The 17,739-nt window shown below is 66.3% G+C and carries 18 protein-coding genes; 10 read left to right on the forward strand and 8 right to left on the reverse strand.

The features are described from left to right. From dnaA to LDB29_RS00020, 4 genes are all read left to right on the forward strand, one after another. Entirely contained in the window at positions 1 to 1,416 is a 1,416-nt protein-coding gene (gene dnaA / locus LDB29_RS00005; RefSeq protein ID WP_025551638.1) for a chromosomal replication initiator protein DnaA, read from the forward strand. Between the two features lie 173 nt (positions 1,417 to 1,589). Next, positions 1,590 to 2,198 carry a peptidylprolyl isomerase gene (locus LDB29_RS00010; RefSeq protein WP_099186235.1) on the forward strand — a complete coding sequence of 203 codons (609 nt, stop codon included), beginning with the start codon at positions 1,590 to 1,592 and terminating at the stop codon, positions 2,196 to 2,198. Between the two features lie 181 nt (positions 2,199 to 2,379). Continuing rightward, complete coding sequence (locus tag LDB29_RS00015) at positions 2,380 to 2,556, forward strand: hypothetical protein (RefSeq protein WP_165363329.1); 177 nt, start codon at positions 2,380 to 2,382, stop codon at positions 2,554 to 2,556. Positions 2,557 to 2,594: 38 nt separating this feature from the next. Beyond that, on the forward strand, positions 2,595 to 2,948 hold the full coding sequence (locus LDB29_RS00020; protein ID WP_025552012.1) for a hypothetical protein: 354 nt from the start codon (positions 2,595 to 2,597) through the stop codon (positions 2,946 to 2,948). 151 nt (positions 2,949 to 3,099) lie between these two features. On the opposite strand, the gene LDB29_RS00025 is transcribed toward LDB29_RS00020, so the two are convergent. Both LDB29_RS00025 and LDB29_RS00030 read right to left on the reverse strand, forming a co-directional pair. Next, the gene (locus LDB29_RS00025) at positions 3,100 to 4,107 is read right to left on the reverse strand and encodes an LD-carboxypeptidase (RefSeq protein WP_257557072.1); all 1,008 of its coding nucleotides are present in this window, start codon (positions 4,105 to 4,107) and stop codon (positions 3,100 to 3,102) included. Between the two features lie 20 nt (positions 4,108 to 4,127). Further along, positions 4,128 to 4,571 (reverse strand): cupin domain-containing protein, encoded by a 444-nt coding sequence (locus LDB29_RS00030; protein WP_025552009.1) that lies wholly within the window; start codon positions 4,569 to 4,571, stop codon positions 4,128 to 4,130. A gap of 181 nt (positions 4,572 to 4,752) precedes the next feature. Here LDB29_RS00030 and dapE point away from each other — a divergent pair, with 181 nt between their 5' ends. Continuing rightward, positions 4,753 to 5,895, forward strand: a complete 1,143-nt coding sequence (gene dapE, locus LDB29_RS00035) for a succinyl-diaminopimelate desuccinylase (protein WP_025552008.1) — start codon at positions 4,753 to 4,755, stop codon at positions 5,893 to 5,895. A 175-nt stretch (positions 5,896 to 6,070) separates the two neighbouring features. Here the strand turns inward: dapE and LDB29_RS00040 are convergent, their stop codons facing one another. From LDB29_RS00040 to LDB29_RS00055, 4 genes are all read right to left on the reverse strand, one after another. Further along, positions 6,071 to 7,750, reverse strand: coding sequence for a bifunctional diguanylate cyclase/phosphodiesterase (locus tag LDB29_RS00040; protein WP_044661619.1), 1,680 nt, complete (start codon positions 7,748 to 7,750; stop codon positions 6,071 to 6,073). Between the two features lie 95 nt (positions 7,751 to 7,845). Continuing rightward, the gene (locus tag LDB29_RS00045) at positions 7,846 to 8,379 is read right to left on the reverse strand and encodes a Smr/MutS family protein (protein WP_025552006.1); all 534 of its coding nucleotides are present in this window, start codon (positions 8,377 to 8,379) and stop codon (positions 7,846 to 7,848) included. Positions 8,380 to 8,391: 12 nt separating this feature from the next. Next, positions 8,392 to 9,648: a murein transglycosylase A gene (locus LDB29_RS00050; RefSeq protein WP_099186234.1), complete on the reverse strand. Its 1,257-nt coding sequence runs from the start codon at positions 9,646 to 9,648 to the stop codon at positions 8,392 to 8,394. Beyond that, complete coding sequence (locus LDB29_RS00055) at positions 9,645 to 10,301, reverse strand: Tim44/TimA family putative adaptor protein (RefSeq protein WP_044661622.1); 657 nt, start codon at positions 10,299 to 10,301, stop codon at positions 9,645 to 9,647. Before LDB29_RS00055 ends, LDB29_RS00050 begins: the two co-directional genes overlap by 4 nt. Positions 10,302 to 10,489: 188 nt before the next feature. Here LDB29_RS00055 and secB point away from each other — a divergent pair, with 188 nt between their 5' ends. The 4 genes from secB to LDB29_RS00075 all read left to right on the forward strand — a co-directional run bounded on the left by secB (position 10,490) and on the right by LDB29_RS00075 (position 14,553). Next, entirely contained in the window at positions 10,490 to 10,987 is a 498-nt protein-coding gene (gene secB, locus LDB29_RS00060; RefSeq protein WP_025551907.1) for a protein-export chaperone SecB, read from the forward strand. Positions 10,988 to 11,105: 118 nt separating this feature from the next. Further along, a complete protein-coding gene (gene murJ, locus LDB29_RS00065) occupies positions 11,106 to 12,695 on the forward strand; it encodes a murein biosynthesis integral membrane protein MurJ (RefSeq protein WP_025551908.1) in 1,590 nt (529 codons plus the stop codon). 4 nt (positions 12,696 to 12,699) lie between these two features. Beyond that, positions 12,700 to 13,704: a tryptophan--tRNA ligase gene (trpS, locus tag LDB29_RS00070; protein WP_025551910.1), complete on the forward strand. Its 1,005-nt coding sequence runs from the start codon at positions 12,700 to 12,702 to the stop codon at positions 13,702 to 13,704. A 198-nt stretch (positions 13,705 to 13,902) separates the two neighbouring features. Then, entirely contained in the window at positions 13,903 to 14,553 is a 651-nt protein-coding gene (locus LDB29_RS00075) for a DUF4136 domain-containing protein (protein WP_025551911.1), read from the forward strand. A 154-nt stretch (positions 14,554 to 14,707) separates the two neighbouring features. Here LDB29_RS00075 and LDB29_RS00080 read toward each other — a convergent pair whose 3' ends face one another. Both LDB29_RS00080 and LDB29_RS00085 read right to left on the reverse strand, forming a co-directional pair. After that, positions 14,708 to 15,193: a hypothetical protein gene (locus LDB29_RS00080; RefSeq protein WP_025551913.1), complete on the reverse strand. Its 486-nt coding sequence runs from the start codon at positions 15,191 to 15,193 to the stop codon at positions 14,708 to 14,710. Then, positions 15,190 to 15,660 (reverse strand): copper chaperone PCu(A)C, encoded by a 471-nt coding sequence (locus LDB29_RS00085; RefSeq protein ID WP_025551915.1) that lies wholly within the window; start codon positions 15,658 to 15,660, stop codon positions 15,190 to 15,192. The genes LDB29_RS00080 and LDB29_RS00085 overlap by 4 nt, the downstream gene beginning before the upstream one ends. 177 nt (positions 15,661 to 15,837) lie before the next feature. On the opposite strand from LDB29_RS00085, the gene dnaK reads away from it, so the two are divergent. After that, positions 15,838 to 17,736 (forward strand): molecular chaperone DnaK, encoded by a 1,899-nt coding sequence (dnaK, locus tag LDB29_RS00090; RefSeq protein ID WP_025551917.1) that lies wholly within the window; start codon positions 15,838 to 15,840, stop codon positions 17,734 to 17,736. Positions 17,737 to 17,739: the final 3 nt, after the last annotated feature.

Here is a 17,739-nt window from a genome sequence, read left to right on the forward strand (position 1 = left end):
ATGAAGGATATTACGGCAGTGATTGGAAGTTTGAGCGGTCTCGACACGCAGCAGAATGCGCGCCTGGAGACTGCCTGGGCGACCATTCGCGCCGGGCTGCGCCGCGACATCGGCGCGCGCATGTTCGACCAGTGGCTGAAGGCCGCGCAACTGGGCGATTATTGCCCCGAATCGCAGACGCTGGACCTGTTGTTCGCTTCCGACTTCACCGCCAATTTCGTGTCGGGCCAGTTCGGGGATCGGCTGCGCATGGCATGGCGCTGCGCCGGCGCCGGCGTGCGCGAGGTGCGCCTGCGCCGCGCCCCCAATGCGGTGGGCCCCCGGGTTCTGGAACTGCCGCCGGCCGAGGCCCTTGCCGTGAACGACGGCGGGGTGGCGGACGATCAGGCCCCCGCATCCAATTTCCAGCCGCGCCACAGCTTCGACCAGTTCGTGACCGGCGAGACCAATCATCTCGCCTTCTCCGCCGCGCAGGCCATGGCGGGCAGGAGCCAGCCGCGTTTCAGCCCGCTTTTCATCCATGGCGGCACCGGGCAGGGCAAGACCCATCTGCTCCATGCCATCGCCCAGGGCTTCTCCGCGCATTCGCCCTCGGCCCCCGTGCTCTACATGTCGGCCGAGCGGTTCATGATGGAATTCGTGAACGCGATGCGGGCGAACGAAACGATGATGTTCAAGGCGCGGCTGCGCGCGGCGCGGCTGCTGCTGATCGACGACATCCAGTTCATCGCCGGCAAGGGTTCGACGCAGGAAGAGTTTCTTCACACGATCAACGACCTGATCGATTCGGGCGCCCGCATCGTCGTGACCGCCGACCGTGCGCCGCAGATGCTGGACGCGATCGATGCGCGCATCCTCTCGCGCCTGGCCGGCGGGCTGGTGGCCGACATCCGTCCCGCCGGGCTCGACCTGCGCCTCGCGATCCTGGAGGCCAAGCGCGCCATTGCGGGCGACCCGCCGGTTCCGGACGCGGTGGTCGATTTCCTGGCGCGGTCGATCCGTTCCAATGTGCGCGAGTTGGAAGGCGCCTTCAACAAGCTGATCGCCTATGGCCAGCTTACCGGCCGATCGATCGACCTGGAGTTCGCGCAGGCGATGCTGGCGGACGCGGTGCGGGCCAATGCCCGCCGCATCACCGTCGACGAGATCCAGAAGGCCTGTGCCGCGCATTACAAGATCGACGCGGCGGAAATGCGTTCCAAGCGCCGGGCGAGGGCGGTCGCCCGTCCGCGCCAGGTGGCGATGTATCTGGCCAAGAAGATGACGCCGCGTTCCCTGCCCGAGATCGGCCGTATCTTCGGCGGGCGCGACCATAGCACCGTGATCCACGCGGTGCGCACGATCGAGGAATTGCGGCAGAGCAATCCGGACATAGACGCGGACATCCGCGCCCTGCAGCGCCAGTTGGAAGGCTGACAGGCGGGCGGCTTTGGATTAGAGCCAATCGACATTCAGATGATGACGAGCCGAAAATGGTGGTTTTCCGTGACCCGGAGCGCAGCATACTCAAGGTACGTGAGCACCGGAAGCACGGAAAAGCGTCATTTGGCCGTCAGGGCTGAATGTCGATTGGCTCTAGGCTTCGCGCCATGATCCGACAACTCGCCCTGTTCCTGGCCGCCCTCTTCTCCCTTGCTCCCGCCCTTGCCCAGAGCCCTGCTGCTGCGCCGCCGCCTGCCGATGTGCGGGTTGCGCTCGACACCGGCGCGGGCCGCATCCTGATCGCGGTGCATGTGGCGCAGGCGCCGGCGACGGCGGCGAATTTCCTGCGCTATGTCGATCAGAAGCGGCTGGACGGCGCCAGCTTCTACCGCGGCGTCGGTTCGGCCGACTATGGCTTCGTGCAGGGCGGGGCGCAGAACGATCCCAAGCGCATCCTGCCGCCGGTCAAGCATGAGCCGACCAGCCAGACCGGCCTTACCCATGATGATGGCGCGCTCTCCATGGCCCGCTATGCGCCCGGCAGCGCGACCGGGGATTTCTTCATCGTGCTGGGCAAGATGCCCGGCATGGACGCGCATCCCGAAGCGGCGGGCGACAATCAGGGCTTCGCCGTCTTCGCCCATGTGATCGAGGGAATGGATGTCGTGAAGACGATCCTCGCCGCCCCCAAATCCCCCACGGCCGGCGAGGGCGTGATGAAGGGGCAGATGCTGGAGCGGCCGGTGACGATCCTGACGGCGCGCCGTCTTCCCTGACCTTGGCCCTGACCTTGGCCCTGAGCCGGGCTCCTGCTCTTGCGGCAGCGCGGCTGGCCCGATGCCGCTGCATCGTTAACCATATTCGCCGGGCCGCCTCCAATGAGGGATGCCCTGCGCGGTCGGCTCTATGCCTTGCCGCTTTCCCCTTTAAGATTCAGCTTTTTGCGGAGAGCAAGCCATGCAGGTCGACAGCAACGACACCCTGTCCGAACGGGCGGAGCTTCACTTCCTCGCGGCGCTGGTCGATGAACTGATGCGCAAGCTGCTTCATTCCGGCGTGCTCAGCCAGGCCCAGCTCAACGAGATCGAGCAGCAGGTCTCCCATCGCGTCGGGCACAGCCCCCGCGCCTGGTAGGCCTGTTCTGCCGAGGCCGCTTGCGATAGCATCGTGGGATGCGCGTCCTCACGGCACTCCTCCCCCTTGCGGCCTTCCTGGCCGGGCCGGCCTGGGCGCAAGCCTCCGAGCGGGCGGGGCATTATTATCTGCGCGGCGTGATGGAGACGGGGTCCGAACTGATGCTCCATCCGGACGGCCGCTTCCAATGGTATCTGGTCTATGGCGCGCTGGACCTGTTCGCGGAGGGGCGGTGGGCCGAGAGGGACGGGGCCGTCATCCTCACTGCCGAAAGGACGAAGGAGGTGCCCGAGCCCGGCTTCCGAACGCTTGTCCTGAAAGTCGAGGACAGGTCGCTCGTCCCGCCCGATGGCCGCGGCGCCTATGTCAGGCCCGCCGACGACAGGGACTGACCCCGACTGCATGTCGGCCGTTCTTCAGGGGGCGCTGCGTTGAAGCGGGCGCCGGTCGCGCGCTACGGGTTCCTGTCGTCGCATGCTTTCAGGCGGAAACCGGTTCCCGCCCTTCGCCGGGGTCGGGACAGGCCTTTCTGCACGACGCTCCCTAGCGGACCGCCGGTTCCAGCAGGCGGATCGTTCCCGCGTCGGCGTCGATTTCCGCCCGGCAGCCCACCGGCAGGCTGAACTGGCTGGCGACATGCCCGAACAGCGCGCCCTGGAAAGCGGGGACGCCAAGGGGCGCCAGATGCTGCCGCAACACCTCCGCCAGGGTGAACCCGCCATAGGAGGCGCCGCTGGGACCGCAATCGGTGCATTGCCCGAACACCACGCCCGCCACCCTGCTCAGAAGGCCGGCCAGCGCCAATTGGGTCAGCATCCGGTCGATCCGATAGGGCTGCTCGCTCACATCCTCGATGAACAGGATCGCGCCGTCGAAATCCGGCAGCCACGGGGTTCCCATCAGCGTCGAGAGCACGGTCAGGTTCCCGCCCAGCAGCCGCCCGCTGGCCTTTCCGCCCCGGAAGGTCAGGATGCGCCCGCTGCGCTGCACCAGCCGGTCCTCATGCCCGTCCGGATTGGTCATCAGCGGCGTTGCTCCATCGAAGGCGACGGCGCGGAAGGCATCCCAGGAAAAGCGCGGCCAACTGCTGGCCGCATTGGGCCCGTGGATGGTGACGAAGCCGGCCCGCGCCGCGAAGGCGAGATGCAGCGCGGTGATGTCGGAAAAGCCGATCAGCAGCTTGGGATTGGCCCTGATCTTCGCGAAGTCCAGATAGGGCAGGATGCGCGCGCAGCCCCATCCGCCCCGGGTGGCGAAGACGGCGCGCAACTGCTGATCGGCGAACATGGCGTTGACGTCGGCTGCGCGGTCGGCATCCGTCCCGGCCAGATAGCCGTAGCGTTCGACCAGATGCCGGGCGGGCCTGGGCACCAGCCCCATGGCGACGATCGTTTCCTTGACCAGATCGAGGTCGAACCTGTCGTCGGTAAAGCCCGCCGGCTCGATCAGGCCCACGCTGTCGCCGGGGCGCAGCCGGGGCGGCTTCACCACGCCCGCAAGGGGCGCGGCCGAAAGCCCGGGAGCCGCCATCGCAGCGCCCAGCGCGGCCATCAATGCGCGCCGGTCCAGCCTCAAAAACTGCTTCCATTCTTGCGGCGGTAGCTGCCCTCGACCCATTGCATGTCGATGTCGGGATAATGCGCATCGCCCAGCGGAACGCGCCCGACGACCAGGAAGGCGCAATCCTCGCCGCTTTCATTCACCAGATGATGGCCATTGGGATCGCCCTTCGGGAAGGAGGCCATGTCGCCGCCGTGCAGCGCCGTTCGGCTTCCTTCCTCGATCAGCATCGCTTCGCCGCTCAGCATGACGAGGAATTCGTCCTCATCCTCATGCCAGTGCCGTTGGGAGGATGCGGCGCCGGGCTTCAGAACCACATGGCTGATGCCGAAATCGGAAAGGCCGGTCGCCGGTCCCAGCCTGCGCACCCATCGCCCCGCCACCGCATCCGCATATTCGGGCGGATAGCCCGTCCGATTGGTCTGTTCGATGGCGGCAAGGTCGATCCTGGGCATGACATATCCTCCTGCCGGCGTCGGCGCCGGCGGTCCCGCCAGCTTCAAAATGCGCGCTGTGCGCCACCGCATTTTGCGAGCCGCGCCTGTTTCAGCCAGCTTCAAAATGCACGTCGGCCTGCACGCATTTTGCGAGCCGCTGACTGTTTCAGCCAGCTTCAAAATGCTCTAACGCAACCCCATGAACAAGACCAGCGCCGATGCAAACCCGATCGACATAGCCGAGAAGCTGATCGCCTGTCCCTCCGTCACGCCGGCCACGGGGGATGTCTTCGCCGTGCTGGAGGCGATGCTGAAGCCGCTGGGCTTTACCGTCGACCGCTTCCTGGCGGGGGAGGCGCCGGACGGCCCTGTGGAAAATCTGCTGGCATGGCGGACGACGGGGCCGGGCAGGCATTTCGCCTTTGCCGGGCATCTGGATGTGGTCCCGCCGGGCAATGGCTGGGCGAGCGATCCCTTCCGGCCGGAGGTGCGCGGCGAGTTGCTCTATGGGCGCGGCGCCGTCGACATGAAGGGCGCCATCGCCGCCTATGTCGCCGCCCTGCACCACCTGCCCGAAGACCTGCCCGGCACGATCAGCCTGATCATCACCGGCGATGAGGAAGGCGCGGCTGTGCATGGCACGCTGGCACTGATGGAGCGGATGGCCGCCCATGGGCTGCGTCCCGACCTTTGCCTGGTGGGCGAGCCGACCTCCTCGCAGCGGTTGGGCGACGTCATCAAGATCGGCCGGCGCGGATCGGTCAACATGTGGATCCATGTCGACGGCGTGCAGGGCCATGTCGCCTATCCGCACCTGGCCGACAATCCGATCCCGCGCCTGATCCGCATCCTGTCCGCCATCGATGCGCTGGTGCTGGACGAGGGCAATGACTGGTTCCAGGCGAGCAATATCGAGATCACCAATCTGGATGTCGGCAATCCGACGACCAACGTCATCCCCGCCGCGGCGCAGGCGCGCATCTCGATCCGTTTCAACAATGAACATGGCGGCGCGGAACTGGTCGACCGCATCACCGCCATCGCCGCGGCCGAAGGGGGCAGGGTGGAAGCGAAGATCAGCGGCGAACCCTTTCTGACGGAGCCGGGCATGCTGTCGGACATGGTCGCGGGCGCGATCCGGGACGTGACGGGGGTGGAGGCGGACCTGTCGACCACCGGCGGCACGTCCGACGCGCGCTTCCTCTCGCGCCTGTGCCCGGTGGTGGAATTCGGCCTCAACAATGCCACCATGCACAAGCTGGACGAGGCGGTGGCGCTGGCCGACCTGCGCGACCTCACCGAAATCTACCGGCTGGTTACGGCGAAGGCGCTGGCGAGCTAGGGCATCGTGCGCAAAAGTGGGAACCGGTTTTGGGCTTAAAAGGATGCGCCAACAAAAGCTTGGAGCGTTGCGCGGAACGGCCTGTCCCGGTCCTGTCGAAGGGCAGGAACCCGGTCATGACGGAAGGGAATGAAATCCCGCCCCATGAGGAGCGGGATGCGCATGGCCATCCGCTTCAGACGGAGCGATGCCGGACCAGCGGCGCGGGCGCGGCGAAGCGGGCGAGATAATCCTCCTCCCCCATGGGCCGGGCCAGATGATAGCCCTGGAACAGCGTGCAGCCGATCACGCGCAGCATTTCCATCTGCGCCTCTGTCTCCACCCCCTCGACCACCACTTCCATGCCCAGTCCCTGGATCAGCCCGACGACGGCGCTGCAGATCGTGCGCGCTTCGGCCGAAACGGCGATGTCGCGGACGAGCGAACGGTCGATCTTCACCCGGTCGACCGGCAGTTCGCGCAGCCGCGAGAGGTTGGAATAGCCGGTCCCGAAATCGTCGATGGCGATGCGCACGCCGTCGCGCCGCAGGGCGCGGATCTGGTCCAGCGTCCGCGACTTCATCTCCATCGCGAGCGATTCCGTGATCTCCAGTTCCAGCATGATCGCCGGCGCCCGATGCGCGTCTATCGCATGGCGCAGGCGCATGAAGAAGTCGGCCTGCCCCAGTTCGCGGGAGGAGATGTTGATCGCGATCCGCTGCCTCACCCCGGCCTGCGCCCAGCGCGCCGCCGTTTCGCACACGCGGCTCATGACCCAGTCGCCCAGCGCCACGATGGCGCCGCTTTCCTCCGCAATCGGCACGAAGGAGCCGGGCATCACCAGATCGCGTTCCGGATGCACCCAGCGGATCAGCGCTTCGGCGCCGATCGCCCGGCCGCTGGAAATTTCGATCTGCGGCTGGAATTCGAGGAGGAACTCGTCCCGTTGCAGGCCCAGCAGCAGGTCGCGCTCCAGCTCCGCGCGGTCGGCGGCTTCCAGCGCCAGTTCGGTGGTGAACATCTCGGCCCGGTTACGGCCCTGATGCTTGGCATGATACATGGCGATGTCCGCCGATCGCAGCAGCGCGGGCAGCGTGTCGCCATGTTCGGGATAGCAGGCGACGCCGATGGACGCGCCCAGGTCGATATGCTGGCTACCGAGGTCGAAGCGTTCGCGCAGCGCGAACTGGATGGCGCGGGCAATGCGGCCGGCCGTGTCGAGATCGGGCATGCTGGGGACGAACAGGGTGAATTCATCCCCCGCCAGGCGGCCGATCAGGCAATCGCCCGCGCCCGCGCTGGCCTGCGCCATGGCGACTTCGCGCAGGCGGCCGGCAACGCGCGCCAGCAACTGGTCGCCCGCCGCATGGCCCAGCGTGTCGTTCACGCCCTTGAACCCGTCCAGGTCGATGAAGAACAGGGCCGCAAGCCCTTCTTCGCTGCGTTCCGCCAGCAGCCGTTCGACCTGCCGGCAGAAGCTGGCGCGGTTGGGAAGGCCGGTCACCTGATCGAACAGCGCGAGCGCCTGAACATGGTCCAGGTTGGTGCGGACCTGGCTGAACAGGCTTTCCATCGCCACGGACAGGTCGGGCAATTCCCGGCCTATGTCCCGCGGCACGGCGGATTGCAGGTCGCCATGGGCCGCCGCCAGCAGGCGTTCGGTCGCACCGTCGATGGCGCTGGCGGTCGTGGCCACGGTACGGCGGGCGGAGGCCCAGCTGAGCGTGCCGCACAGGATCGCGATGATGAGGGAGCGGCCGATGCCGTCCATGTCGGTCGCCTGCCCCTGCCCAAGGACCAGGGACAGGATGAACACCAGCGCCCCCGCGGCGCAGGCGAAGGCAGTGGCGCGGCTCGTCAATGTCACGCCCTGCATGAGTCTCCCTACCCCCGCCAGTCCGGCGTTGGACTGGATCAGTGGGATATGAAGGACAGTGGTTAAGAAAAGGTCAGTGAATCAGTCCGAAAGGCTTATTTTTTGCGCCGCAGGATGACGTAGAGCGCGCCGTCGCCGCCATGGCGCCGATGCGCGATCCGCACGCTGGCGATGCGGTCGGCATAGCTGCTGGTTTCCAGCCAGTGACCGATCTCGCCGCGGATGGCGCCCCGCCGCGAACCGCCGCTGGCGGAGGGGCTTTTCGGCGGTTTCCCGGTGACCACCAGCAATATTCGCACGTCCCTTGCCCAGGCCGAGGCCAGCGCCTGGTTAAGCTGCGAATGGGCCGCCGACAGGCTGTGGCCGTGCAGGTCTATGGTCATGTCGGGGGTCAGATTTCCGCTACGGATTCGGCGCTCCCAGCCCGAATCCAGAGTGGCTGCGGGAGTGCGCGCCGGGGCCGTCGCGACTGCCTGAACGGACGGAGCCGTTAACCCTGTCCCGTCCTTTGCGGGGGTTGGCGGCGTCGGAAGGGAAGAGATGCGCGCGCTCGGCCTCAGCGGCCTTACGGAGCGGGTCAGCGCCGTCCAGAGCGCCTGTTCATCGGAGGTGAGACCGCGTCGGGGCATCGCAGCATGATGTCAGGGCTGCTGACCCAGGCGAGCCGCCGACCCGAGCGGCAGCAGGATCAGCGCGCTGCCCCGCGCCGACATGCCGCCCGCGATGCTGCGCGCATTGCTGCCAGCGCCCCAGAAGCTGTCGAAGCGGTTTGCGCCCTTGATCGCGCCGCCGGTATCCTGCGCGATCCAGATGCCATTGGGTTCTGCCCGGTCCAGCGAGAGCAGCACCGGCGCGCCCAGCGGCACATAGCGGGGATCGGCCGCCACCGTCGCTTCGGGCGTCACGGCGACGCCCATCGCGCCCAGCGGGCCGGCGCCGGTCAGTTCCCGGAAGAAGACGAAGCTCTTGTTCTCGTTCATGATCGCCGCGCCCTCGGCCGGATGGGCGCGCAGATATTGCATGATGTCCTGCATCGACCCGGCCTGGATGAGGCCGCGATCCTTCATCAGCTTGCCGATGCCGGTATAGTCGCGGCCATTCTGCCCGTCATAGCCGATCCGCATCACGCCGCCGTCGGGCAGCAGCAGGCGGCCGCTGCCCTGCACCTGGAGGAAGAAGAATTCCACCGGATCGGCGGCCCATGCCAGTTCCAGCCCCTTGCCGGCGAGCGACCCCGAAACGATCTGCGACCGTTCGTCGAACGGCACCAGATTGCTGCCGTCCACCTTGCCGCGAATGGTCCTGCCCTTCAGGCTGTCGCTGAACTGGCCCAGATTGACGTCGATGAGCGTGGGCGGGCGGCGGTAGATCGGCACCTCGTAACCCGGCTGCCGCGTGCGCGACCCCGCGATCTCCGGCTCATAATAGCCGGTGACGAAGGCCTTTCCGTCGCCCACCTGCACCGCTTCGAAATAGCGGGCGAAAAATTCGCCGGCCGACGCCTCCGGCCAGCTCGACGCGGCGGCGCAGGCGCTGTTCCAGTCCGTGCCGCGCGTCAGTCCGCTCTGGTCGCCCCGCCGCATCAGCGAAGGGCAGGAGAGGCGGAACGCCTGCAACGCCTTGCGCGAACGCTCGCCCGACGGAATGAGGTCGGTGATGGCCGGGCCGGGGGCGATTCCGGCGCTGACGGCATTGGCTGTATCGGCCGGCGCGGTCGCGGGAGGCGTGACCGGCACGGGCGGACGGGGGGTGGCGGGAACGGGGCGGGTTGCGGTCTCAGCGCCGCGAGGCGGCCTTGAGGGGGCAGGCCCACCCGCGCCGGGCGGAATCACGCCGCCGGCGCAAGCGGACAGCAGCAAAGCCGCGGCCAGCGCGCCCCACGACTGACGAAGGCTCATGCCGCCTCGTCGGTCTCGCTGAGCTTCCAGTTGGGATCGGTGCTGCGCAGATCGCGCGTGAAGGTCCAGATGTCGTTGGTGCCGACAGCGTCGGTCAGCGAACCGGCGACGACATTGCCGTCGCGGTCGCGGGTGACGGCGGCGATGTCCGCCTCGAAACGCAGGGAAATCTCCGCCATGCGGCCCGTGACGCCCGCGTCGACGATCTGCACCTTTTCCATGCGGACCAAGCGGTTGTCGAGGACATGGCCCTCCGCCTCCCGCGCCGCGATCGCTTCCTCGAAGGAGGCGAGAACATCGGCATCGCAAAGCCATTCCAGTTCCTGCCGGTCGCCGCGCCAGAACGCCTCCAGCACCATCTTGTAGGCGGCCTTGGCGCCCTCCACGAACTGGGGCACGTCGAAGCTGCGGTCGGCCGCGATCAGCGCGCGGACGCCCGCTTCGCCGCCGGGAGCGATCAGCCCGTCCGACAGCCGCACCGAATCGCCCGCCATTTCCGGAACCGGGCGCGGCTGCACGATCGTCACCTTGGCGCGTTCCTCCGCCGGGCGAAGCGCAGGCTCCTGCTCATGCCCGGTCCGCTTGCCGAGCACCGAATAAAGCCGCAACGCCAGAAAGCCGGCAATCATGGCGAGGATGACGATCACATACACGGGGTCAGGCACCCTTTGGACTGAATCTGAAACTGTAACGCAACCAACATAGGCATGTTTCCCCGCATATTCAAATGGCCGCTTTTCATGTGCCGCATTGCCCCCTCCTGCCGCCCCTGCTAAGCGCGCGGATCGACATGCGCGGACATTCCGCCCGCCAGGCAAACCGTAAAAACCAGGGAAATGAGATGGCCGAGGAAGCCGATACCATTCAGACCACCGGCAATGGCGCCGACAATGGCCCCCAGATCGCGCTGATCAGCCAATATGTGAAGGACATGTCCTTCGAAAACCCCAATGCGCCCGCCGTCTATCAGTGGCAGGACCAGCCGCAGATCGACGTGCAGTTCAACATCGGCGCCGACAAGGTGGGCGAGGAAGTCGTCGAAGTATCCCTGAAGATCGAGGTCAAGGCCACCGCGCCGCAGGGCACCGCCTTTGCCGTGGAACTGGTCTATGCCGCGATCTTCGGCATGCGGAACGTGCCCGAGGACCAGATGCAGCCCTTCATGCTGGCCGAAGCGCCGCGCCTTCTCTTCCCCTTCGCCCGCCGCGTGCTGGCCGACGCGATCCGCGACGGGGGCTTCCCGCCGCTGCTGCTCGATCCCATCGATTTCGGCGGCCTCTATGTCCAGCAGGCGCAGGCCATGGCGCAGACCGCAGGCGAGCCGGCGGGCCACGCCTGAGTCCGGGAATGATCCATCCCCCCGTTCGGGCTGAGCGTGTCGAAGCCCTCCACTTTCTTCCGATGAAGAAGTGCAGCCCTTCGACAAGCCAAGGGCGAACGGGAGGAGGGGTTTTGCCATGAAACTCGCCAGGGCCCTTGGTTCCGTGGGCGGGCTGACGCTCGCCAGCCGGGTGCTGGCCCTTGTCCGCGATTCGCTGGCGGCGCGCTATGTCGGCGCGGGATTCGCGTCGGACGCCTTCAACGGCGTCGCCTTCCGCCTGCCCAACATGTTCCGCGCCCTCTTTGCCGAGGGCGCCTTTTCCGCCGCCTTCATCCCCATGTTCAACCGCAAGGCGGCGGGGCCGGGTGGGGTCGCGGACGGCTATCGCTTCGCTGAGCGGGCGCTGGCCGTGCTGCTGCCGGTGCTGGTCGTCTTCACCGCGCTGCTGATCGCGGCGGCCTGGCCGATCACATGGGCGCTCTCCGGCGGTTTTTCCCGCCAGAACCCGACGCCGGAGCAATTCGCCTTCGCGGTGACGCTCTCGCGGATCACCTTGCCCTATCTGGCGCTGATCAGCCTTGCCTCCCTGCTGGGCGGCATATTGAATTCGCTCGACAAATTCTGGGTGAATGCCGCCGCGCCGATCCTGCTCAACATCGCCATGATCGCGGGGCTGTGGCTGTTCCACGGCGCCGACGAATATGAAACCGCGCGGGTGCAGGCGATTTCCGTCACCGTGGGCGGGGCGCTGCAATTGCTGTGGCTGATCTGGGCCTGCCGCCGGGCGGGCGTGTCGATGAAGCTCAAGCGCCCGCGACTGGACGCGGATGTGAAGGAACTGCTCCGCCTGATCGTGCCGGCGGCGGCGGGGGCCGGGGCTTCGCAGATCAACCTGCTGATCTCCACCGCCCTGTCCGGCTGGCTGCTCGCCTCAGGCTCCATCACCTATATCTATTATGCCGACCGGCTGAACCAGTTGCCGCTGGGGCTGATCGGGATCGGCCTTGGCACCATATTGCTGCCGACCATTTCCCGCCTGCTGTCGACGGGCCAGGAGCAGGTGGCCATGGACACGCAGAACCGCGGTATCGAACTGGCGCTGTTCCTGACCCTGCCCGCGACCGTCGCCTTCATCACCGTGGCGGAACCGATCGTGCGGGGCCTGTTCCAATATGGCCGCTTCACCGCGCTGGATGCGGAGCGCTGCGGCTGGGCGCTGTCCGCCTTTTCCATCGGCCTGCCATCCTATGTCCTCGTGAAGGTGCTGACGCCCGGCTATTATGCGCGCGGGGACACCAGGACGCCGGTCCGCTATGCGATGCTGTCGATCCTCATCAACATCGTCGGGAACATCGTCCTGATCCCGCTGCTGGGCCATGTCGGGCCGCCGCTGGCGACGGCGCTGTCCTCCACCGTCAATGTGGCGATGCTCTATTCGACGCTGGTGAAGCGCGGCCATTTCGCCGCCGACGGGCAGTTGCGGCGGCGCCTGCCCCGCCTCGCCGTGGCGGCGGTCGCCATGGGCGGGGCGCTCCATGCCGGCGAAGGGCTGCTCGATCCATGGCTCGGCGGGGCGATGGTCCAGCGCTATGTGGCGCTGGCGGTGCTTGTCGGCGCGGGAATCGCGCTGTACGGGGTGGCCTGCTTCCTTACGGGCGCCTATCGGCTCTCGGACCTGAAGGCGCTGATGCGGCGCAAAAGTGCAACCAAGACAGAGAACGGATAGAAGAATGCGCGTCCTTTCCGGCATCCAGCCGACCGGCAATCTGCACCTGGGCAATTATCTGGGCGCGATCCGCAACTGGGTGCGGATGCAGGACGAGATGGACAGCGGGAGCCAGTGCTTCTTCTTCCTGGCCGACATGCATTCGATCACCGTGCATGAGGGGCGCGAGCAGCGTATCCGCAATGTCCGCGACATGGCCGCCGCGCTGGTCGCCGCCGGGATCGACCCGGACCGCTCCGTCCTCTTCAACCAGGCGCGGGTGCCCGCCCATGCGGAACTGTGCTGGCTGCTGAACGGCACGGCGCGGATCGGCTGGCTCAACCGCATGACCCAGTTCAAGGACAAGGTGGGCAAGGACCGCGAGGGCGCCTCCATCGGCCTGTTCGTCTATCCGGTGCTCCAGGCCGCCGACATCCTGGTCTATAACGCCACCCATGTGCCGGTGGGGGAGGACCAGAAGCAGCATCTGGAGCTGGCCCGCGACATCGCCACGAAGTTCAACACCGATTTCGGCGTGGAGCTGTTCACCCTGCCCGATCCGATCATCCCCAGGGAATCGGCGCGCATCATGTCGCTGCGCGACGGCACGGCGAAGATGTCCAAGTCCGACCCGTCCGACATGAGCCGCATCAACCTGACCGACGATGACGATGCGATCATGCAGAAGGTGAAGAAGGCCAAGACCGATCCCGAACCGCTGCCGGACAATGCCGGGGGGTTGGCCGGGCGTCCGGAGGCGAACAATCTTCTCGGCATCTATGCGACGCTGTCGGGCATGAGCGTGGACGCGGTCTGTGCCGAATTCGCCGGCAAGGGCTTCGGCGCGTTCAAGCCGGCCCTGGGCGAACTGCTGGTGGAAACGCTCCGCCCCATCCGTGCGCGGTTCATGGAATTGCGCACCGACGACGCCGCGCTGGACGCCATCCTCGAAAAGGGGGCGGCCAAGGCGTCGGCGGCGGCCGCGCCCACTTTGCGGGCGGCCTATGACGCGATGGGACTGATGCGCTGATGCCGCAGGGGTCGCCAAAGCGGCGGCCCTTTCCGGTTCGTGACGGAATAATCCATGCCGCGGCGTCGTACGGATGGCAGGACATGGTTTGCGCCCGTTCGCCCGTTACGTGCGTTCAAACGATGTTCAGTTGCGTTTTGCCATGGCAGGACGCAAGATGTTTGGCAGGCGAAGTGCCTGGTACAGGACGCAAGAAAAATGACCCGTTTCAAAAAGATCGGCTTCCTCGCGGCGCCCGCTTTGGCGCTTGTGGCGCTGTCAGGCTGCGCGAGTTCCTTCAAGGCGGATGTGGCGCGCTTTCAGCAGCTTCCCGCACCCGCCGGCCAGAGCTTCACCGTTGTCGCGGACGATCCGCGCCTGGCGGGCGGCCTTGAATTTTCGCATTATGCCGACCTCGTCAGCCAGCGTCTGACGCAGACCGGCTATGTCGCCGCCGGCGATCCCGCGCGGGCCGACCTGATCGTGCGCGTGGCCTATGGCGTCGACAATGGGCGCGAAAAGGTGCGATCGACCGGATTCGGCAATCCCGACCCGTTCTTCTACGGCGGTTGGGGCTGGCGGGGCCGCTGGGGCCGCCCCTGGGGCTATGGCTTCTATGACCCGTGGCTGTTCGGGCCCGGCGGTTATAATGACGTGACCAGCTACACCGTCTATACCGGCGACCTCAGCATGAAGATCGACCGCGCCGCCGACAATCGCCGCCTGTTCGAGGGCAAGGCGCAGGCCCAGTCGCTTTCCAACAAGCTGACCTATCTGGTGCCGAACCTGATCGATGCGATGTTCACCGGCTTTCCGGGCCAGAATGGCGAGAATGTGAAGATCACGCTGCCGCCCGAGAAGAAGGGCTGAGCGGCTTTCCTCAGGGCGGCTCCCAGCCATGCCCCTTTGCCCGGCGGTCGAGGATCGCCGGGCTTTTCTTCTCGAAAGCGCGAGGGTCGCCGGGCGGTCCATCGCACCGGGCCGCCCGTCTCGCTGGAGCGCCTTCGCCGGAACATGGCGCGAATCACGGTCCGTCGTCGACCCCTTGCCGGCCGGCGAAGGGCAGCAGCGCCTCATAGACCGGAAGCGGCGGCTTGCCGTGCACGGAAACCCCGCGGCGCAACAGGAACGCATGCCGCACGATCTCCGCCTGCTGCTCCAGGCCATAGCGGCGGAACGGCTTTCCCGGCACGATCTCATAGCCGTAGCGGCAGAAGGGATGGCGCATCAGCGGCAGATACCATCTGCCGCCCCGCTGCGCCTGCCAGACATGGGTCATTTCATGGATGAAATGTCCCTGGACGTGCAGGGGGCTGTCGCAGAAATCAGGGCAGAACAGGCCGCTTTCCGGATGAAACCAGAGGTCGCCGTCGGGCGCCATGGTGACTTGCCGCGGCTGGAACGGCCACCATTTGCGATCATGCACCCGCACCCGCCGATAATCGATGGCGGCGGCGAACACCGACCGGGCCAGGGCGGTTTCAGCCTCGGTCAGCGGACGTCCGGTCAATGCGCCTCATGCTCCTTTTGCGGGGGAACGGGAGCGGCGGCGCCGGGCTTCTGGATGATGGCGTCGACCAGCAGGCGGTCGCCATTGGCGAGCAGGAAGGTGAGCGTCATCCTGCCGCGGCCGATCGCCGTGTCGTTGACGCCCCAGAGCATCAGATGCTTGCCGCCCGGCGCGAAGGCGACCGTGGACCTGGCGGGGATGGGGACGCTGTCGAGCGGCTTCATCGTCATCCTGCCGCCCTCGCTCATGCTCTCGTGCATCTCCACCTTCAGCGCATAGTCGGTGAGCACGCCGCGCAGCGCCGTGTCCGCATCGCCGCCATGGGCGATGAAATAGCCGGAGGACGGCATGTCCTTGTTGGGGCTGAGCCGCACCCAGGCCTGATCGACATAGGTGGGCGCGGGATCGCCGCACGCCGTGAGCGCAAGCGGGGCGGCAAGGGCGATTAGGGGGTAAAATGCGCGCATGGGCAAAGGCTTCCTCAATGTCCCGTTTCCGATCGTTTCCTGGAGGTAATCGTCACAGCTTCTTGTGCCAAGCGAAAGCACGCCTATATCCCTTGCGCAAACGCCCTTGCCTTGGCGCTTTCGTGAGGTATGGGGCCGTCAACCGCTGAATATGATTTGGGGTTCAAAGAGGACACAATGGCAAAAGTAATCGGTATCGACCTGGGCACCACCAACAGCTGTGTCGCTGTGATGGACGGCGGCAAGCCCAAGGTGATCGAAAATGCGGAAGGCGCGCGGACGACGCCCTCCATCGTCGCCTTCACCAAGGACGGCGAGCGCCTGATCGGCCAGCCTGCCAAGCGTCAGGCCGTGACCAATCCGGACAACACCATCTTCGCCGTGAAGCGCCTGATCGGCCGCCGCTTCGACGATCCGATGACCAAGAAGGACATGGAGCTGGTGCCCTACAGCATCGCCAAGGGTCCCAATGGCGACGCCTGGGTCAATGCCGGCGGCAAGGATTATTCGCCTTCGCAGATTTCCGCCTTCATCCTGCAGAAGATGAAGGAAACCGCCGAGAGCTATCTGGGCGAGACGGTGACGCAGGCGGTCATCACCGTGCCCGCCTATTTCAACGACGCCCAGCGTCAGGCGACCAAGGATGCGGGCCAGATCGCGGGCCTGGAAGTGCTGCGCATCATCAACGAGCCGACCGCGGCCGCGCTCGCCTACGGGCTGGAGAAGCAGGACGGCAAGACCATCGCGGTCTATGACCTTGGCGGCGGCACGTTCGACATCTCGATCCTGGAGATCGGCGACGGCGTGTTCGAGGTGAAGTCGACCAATGGCGATACCTTCCTGGGCGGCGAGGATTTCGACGCCAAGCTGGTGGAGTTCCTGGCTTCGGGCTTCCAGAAGGATGAAGGCATCGACCTCACCAAGGACAAGCTGGCTTTGCAGCGCCTGAAGGAAGCGGCGGAAAAGGCGAAGATCGAACTGTCCTCGGCCCAGTCGACCGAAGTCAACCTGCCCTTCATCACCGCTGACCAGAATGGGCCGAAGCATCTGGTCAAGACCATCACCCGCGCCGATCTGGAGCGGCTGGTGGCCGACCTCATCAAGCGGACGATGGAGCCTTGCAAGAAGGCGCTGGCCGATGCCGGCGTTTCCGCGAGCGAGATCAGCGAAGTGGTGCTGGTCGGCGGCATGACCCGCATGCCCAAGGTGCGCGAGGCCGTGAAGGAGTTCTTCGGCAAGGAACCGCACACCGGCGTGAACCCCGACGAAGTGGTCGCCATGGGCGCCGCCATTCAGGCGGGCGTGTTGCAGGGCGACGTCAAGGACGTGCTGCTGCTGGACGTCACTCCGCTGTCGCTGGGCATCGAGACGCTGGGCGGCGTGTTCACCCGCATGATCGACCGCAACACCACCATCCCGGCCAAGAAGAGCCAGGTCTATTCGACCGCCGACGACAATCAGCAGGCGGTGACGATCCGCGTGTTCCAGGGCGAGCGTGAGATGGCGGCGGACAACAAGCTGCTCGGCCAGTTCGATCTGGTCGGCATCCCGCCCGCGCCGCGCGGCGTGCCGCAGATCGAGGTGACGTTCGACATCGACGCCAACGGTCTGGTCAACGTCCATGCCAAGGACAAGGGCACGGGCAAGGAACAGCAGATCCGCATCCAGGCTTCGGGCGGCCTGTCGGACGCCGACATCGACCAGATGGTCAAGGATGCCGAGCGCTTCGCCGAGGAAGACAAGAAGAAGCGCGAGGCGGCCGAGGCGAAGAACAATGCCGAAAGCCTGATCCACACCACCGAGCAGCAGCTTTCCGAGCATGGCGACAAGGTCGATGCTGGCCTGAAGTCGGAGATCGAGACCGCGATCGCGGCCACCAAGTCTGCGGTCGAGGGCGGCGATGCGGAAGCCATGAAGGCGAAGGCGCAGGAACTCGCCACGGTCGCGATGAAGCTGGGGCAGGCCATTTACGAGAAGGAGCAGGCGGCTGCGGCTGCTCCGGGCGCGGACGCGCCGAAGGCGGATGACGATGTCGTCGATGCCGAATTCTCCGAAGTGGACGATAACAAGGCGTAAGCT

It is taken from the genome of Sphingobium sp. CFD-2, from assembly GCF_024611135.1.
GTDB classification, from domain to species: domain Bacteria; phylum Pseudomonadota; class Alphaproteobacteria; order Sphingomonadales; family Sphingomonadaceae; genus Sphingobium; species Sphingobium fuliginis.

Coding starts and splice junctions, on each gene's coding strand:
- LDB29_RS00085 (WP_025551915.1), bottom strand. CDS start 15,660: ATGCGCGCATTTTACCCCCTAATCGCCCTTGCCGCCCCGCTTGCGCTC.
- LDB29_RS00020 (WP_025552012.1), top strand. CDS start 2,595: ATGCGCGTCCTCACGGCACTCCTCCCCCTTGCGGCCTTCCTGGCCGGG.
- LDB29_RS00075 (WP_025551911.1), top strand. CDS start 13,903: ATGACCCGTTTCAAAAAGATCGGCTTCCTCGCGGCGCCCGCTTTGGCG.
- dnaA (WP_025551638.1), top strand. CDS start 1: ATGAAGGATATTACGGCAGTGATTGGAAGTTTGAGCGGTCTCGACACG.
- LDB29_RS00015 (WP_165363329.1), top strand. CDS start 2,380: ATGCAGGTCGACAGCAACGACACCCTGTCCGAACGGGCGGAGCTTCAC.
- dapE (WP_025552008.1), top strand. CDS start 4,753: ATGAACAAGACCAGCGCCGATGCAAACCCGATCGACATAGCCGAGAAG.
- secB (WP_025551907.1), top strand. CDS start 10,490: ATGGCCGAGGAAGCCGATACCATTCAGACCACCGGCAATGGCGCCGAC.
- LDB29_RS00010 (WP_099186235.1), top strand. CDS start 1,590: ATGATCCGACAACTCGCCCTGTTCCTGGCCGCCCTCTTCTCCCTTGCT.
- LDB29_RS00025 (WP_257557072.1), bottom strand. CDS start 4,107: ATGGCCGCGCTGGGCGCTGCGATGGCGGCTCCCGGGCTTTCGGCCGCG.
- LDB29_RS00030 (WP_025552009.1), bottom strand. CDS start 4,571: ATGCCCAGGATCGACCTTGCCGCCATCGAACAGACCAATCGGACGGGC.
- LDB29_RS00040 (WP_044661619.1), bottom strand. CDS start 7,750: ATGCAGGGCGTGACATTGACGAGCCGCGCCACTGCCTTCGCCTGCGCC.
- dnaK (WP_025551917.1), top strand. CDS start 15,838: ATGGCAAAAGTAATCGGTATCGACCTGGGCACCACCAACAGCTGTGTC.
- murJ (WP_025551908.1), top strand. CDS start 11,106: ATGAAACTCGCCAGGGCCCTTGGTTCCGTGGGCGGGCTGACGCTCGCC.
- trpS (WP_025551910.1), top strand. CDS start 12,700: ATGCGCGTCCTTTCCGGCATCCAGCCGACCGGCAATCTGCACCTGGGC.
- LDB29_RS00045 (WP_025552006.1), bottom strand. CDS start 8,379: ATGCCCCGACGCGGTCTCACCTCCGATGAACAGGCGCTCTGGACGGCG.
- LDB29_RS00050 (WP_099186234.1), bottom strand. CDS start 9,648: ATGAGCCTTCGTCAGTCGTGGGGCGCGCTGGCCGCGGCTTTGCTGCTG.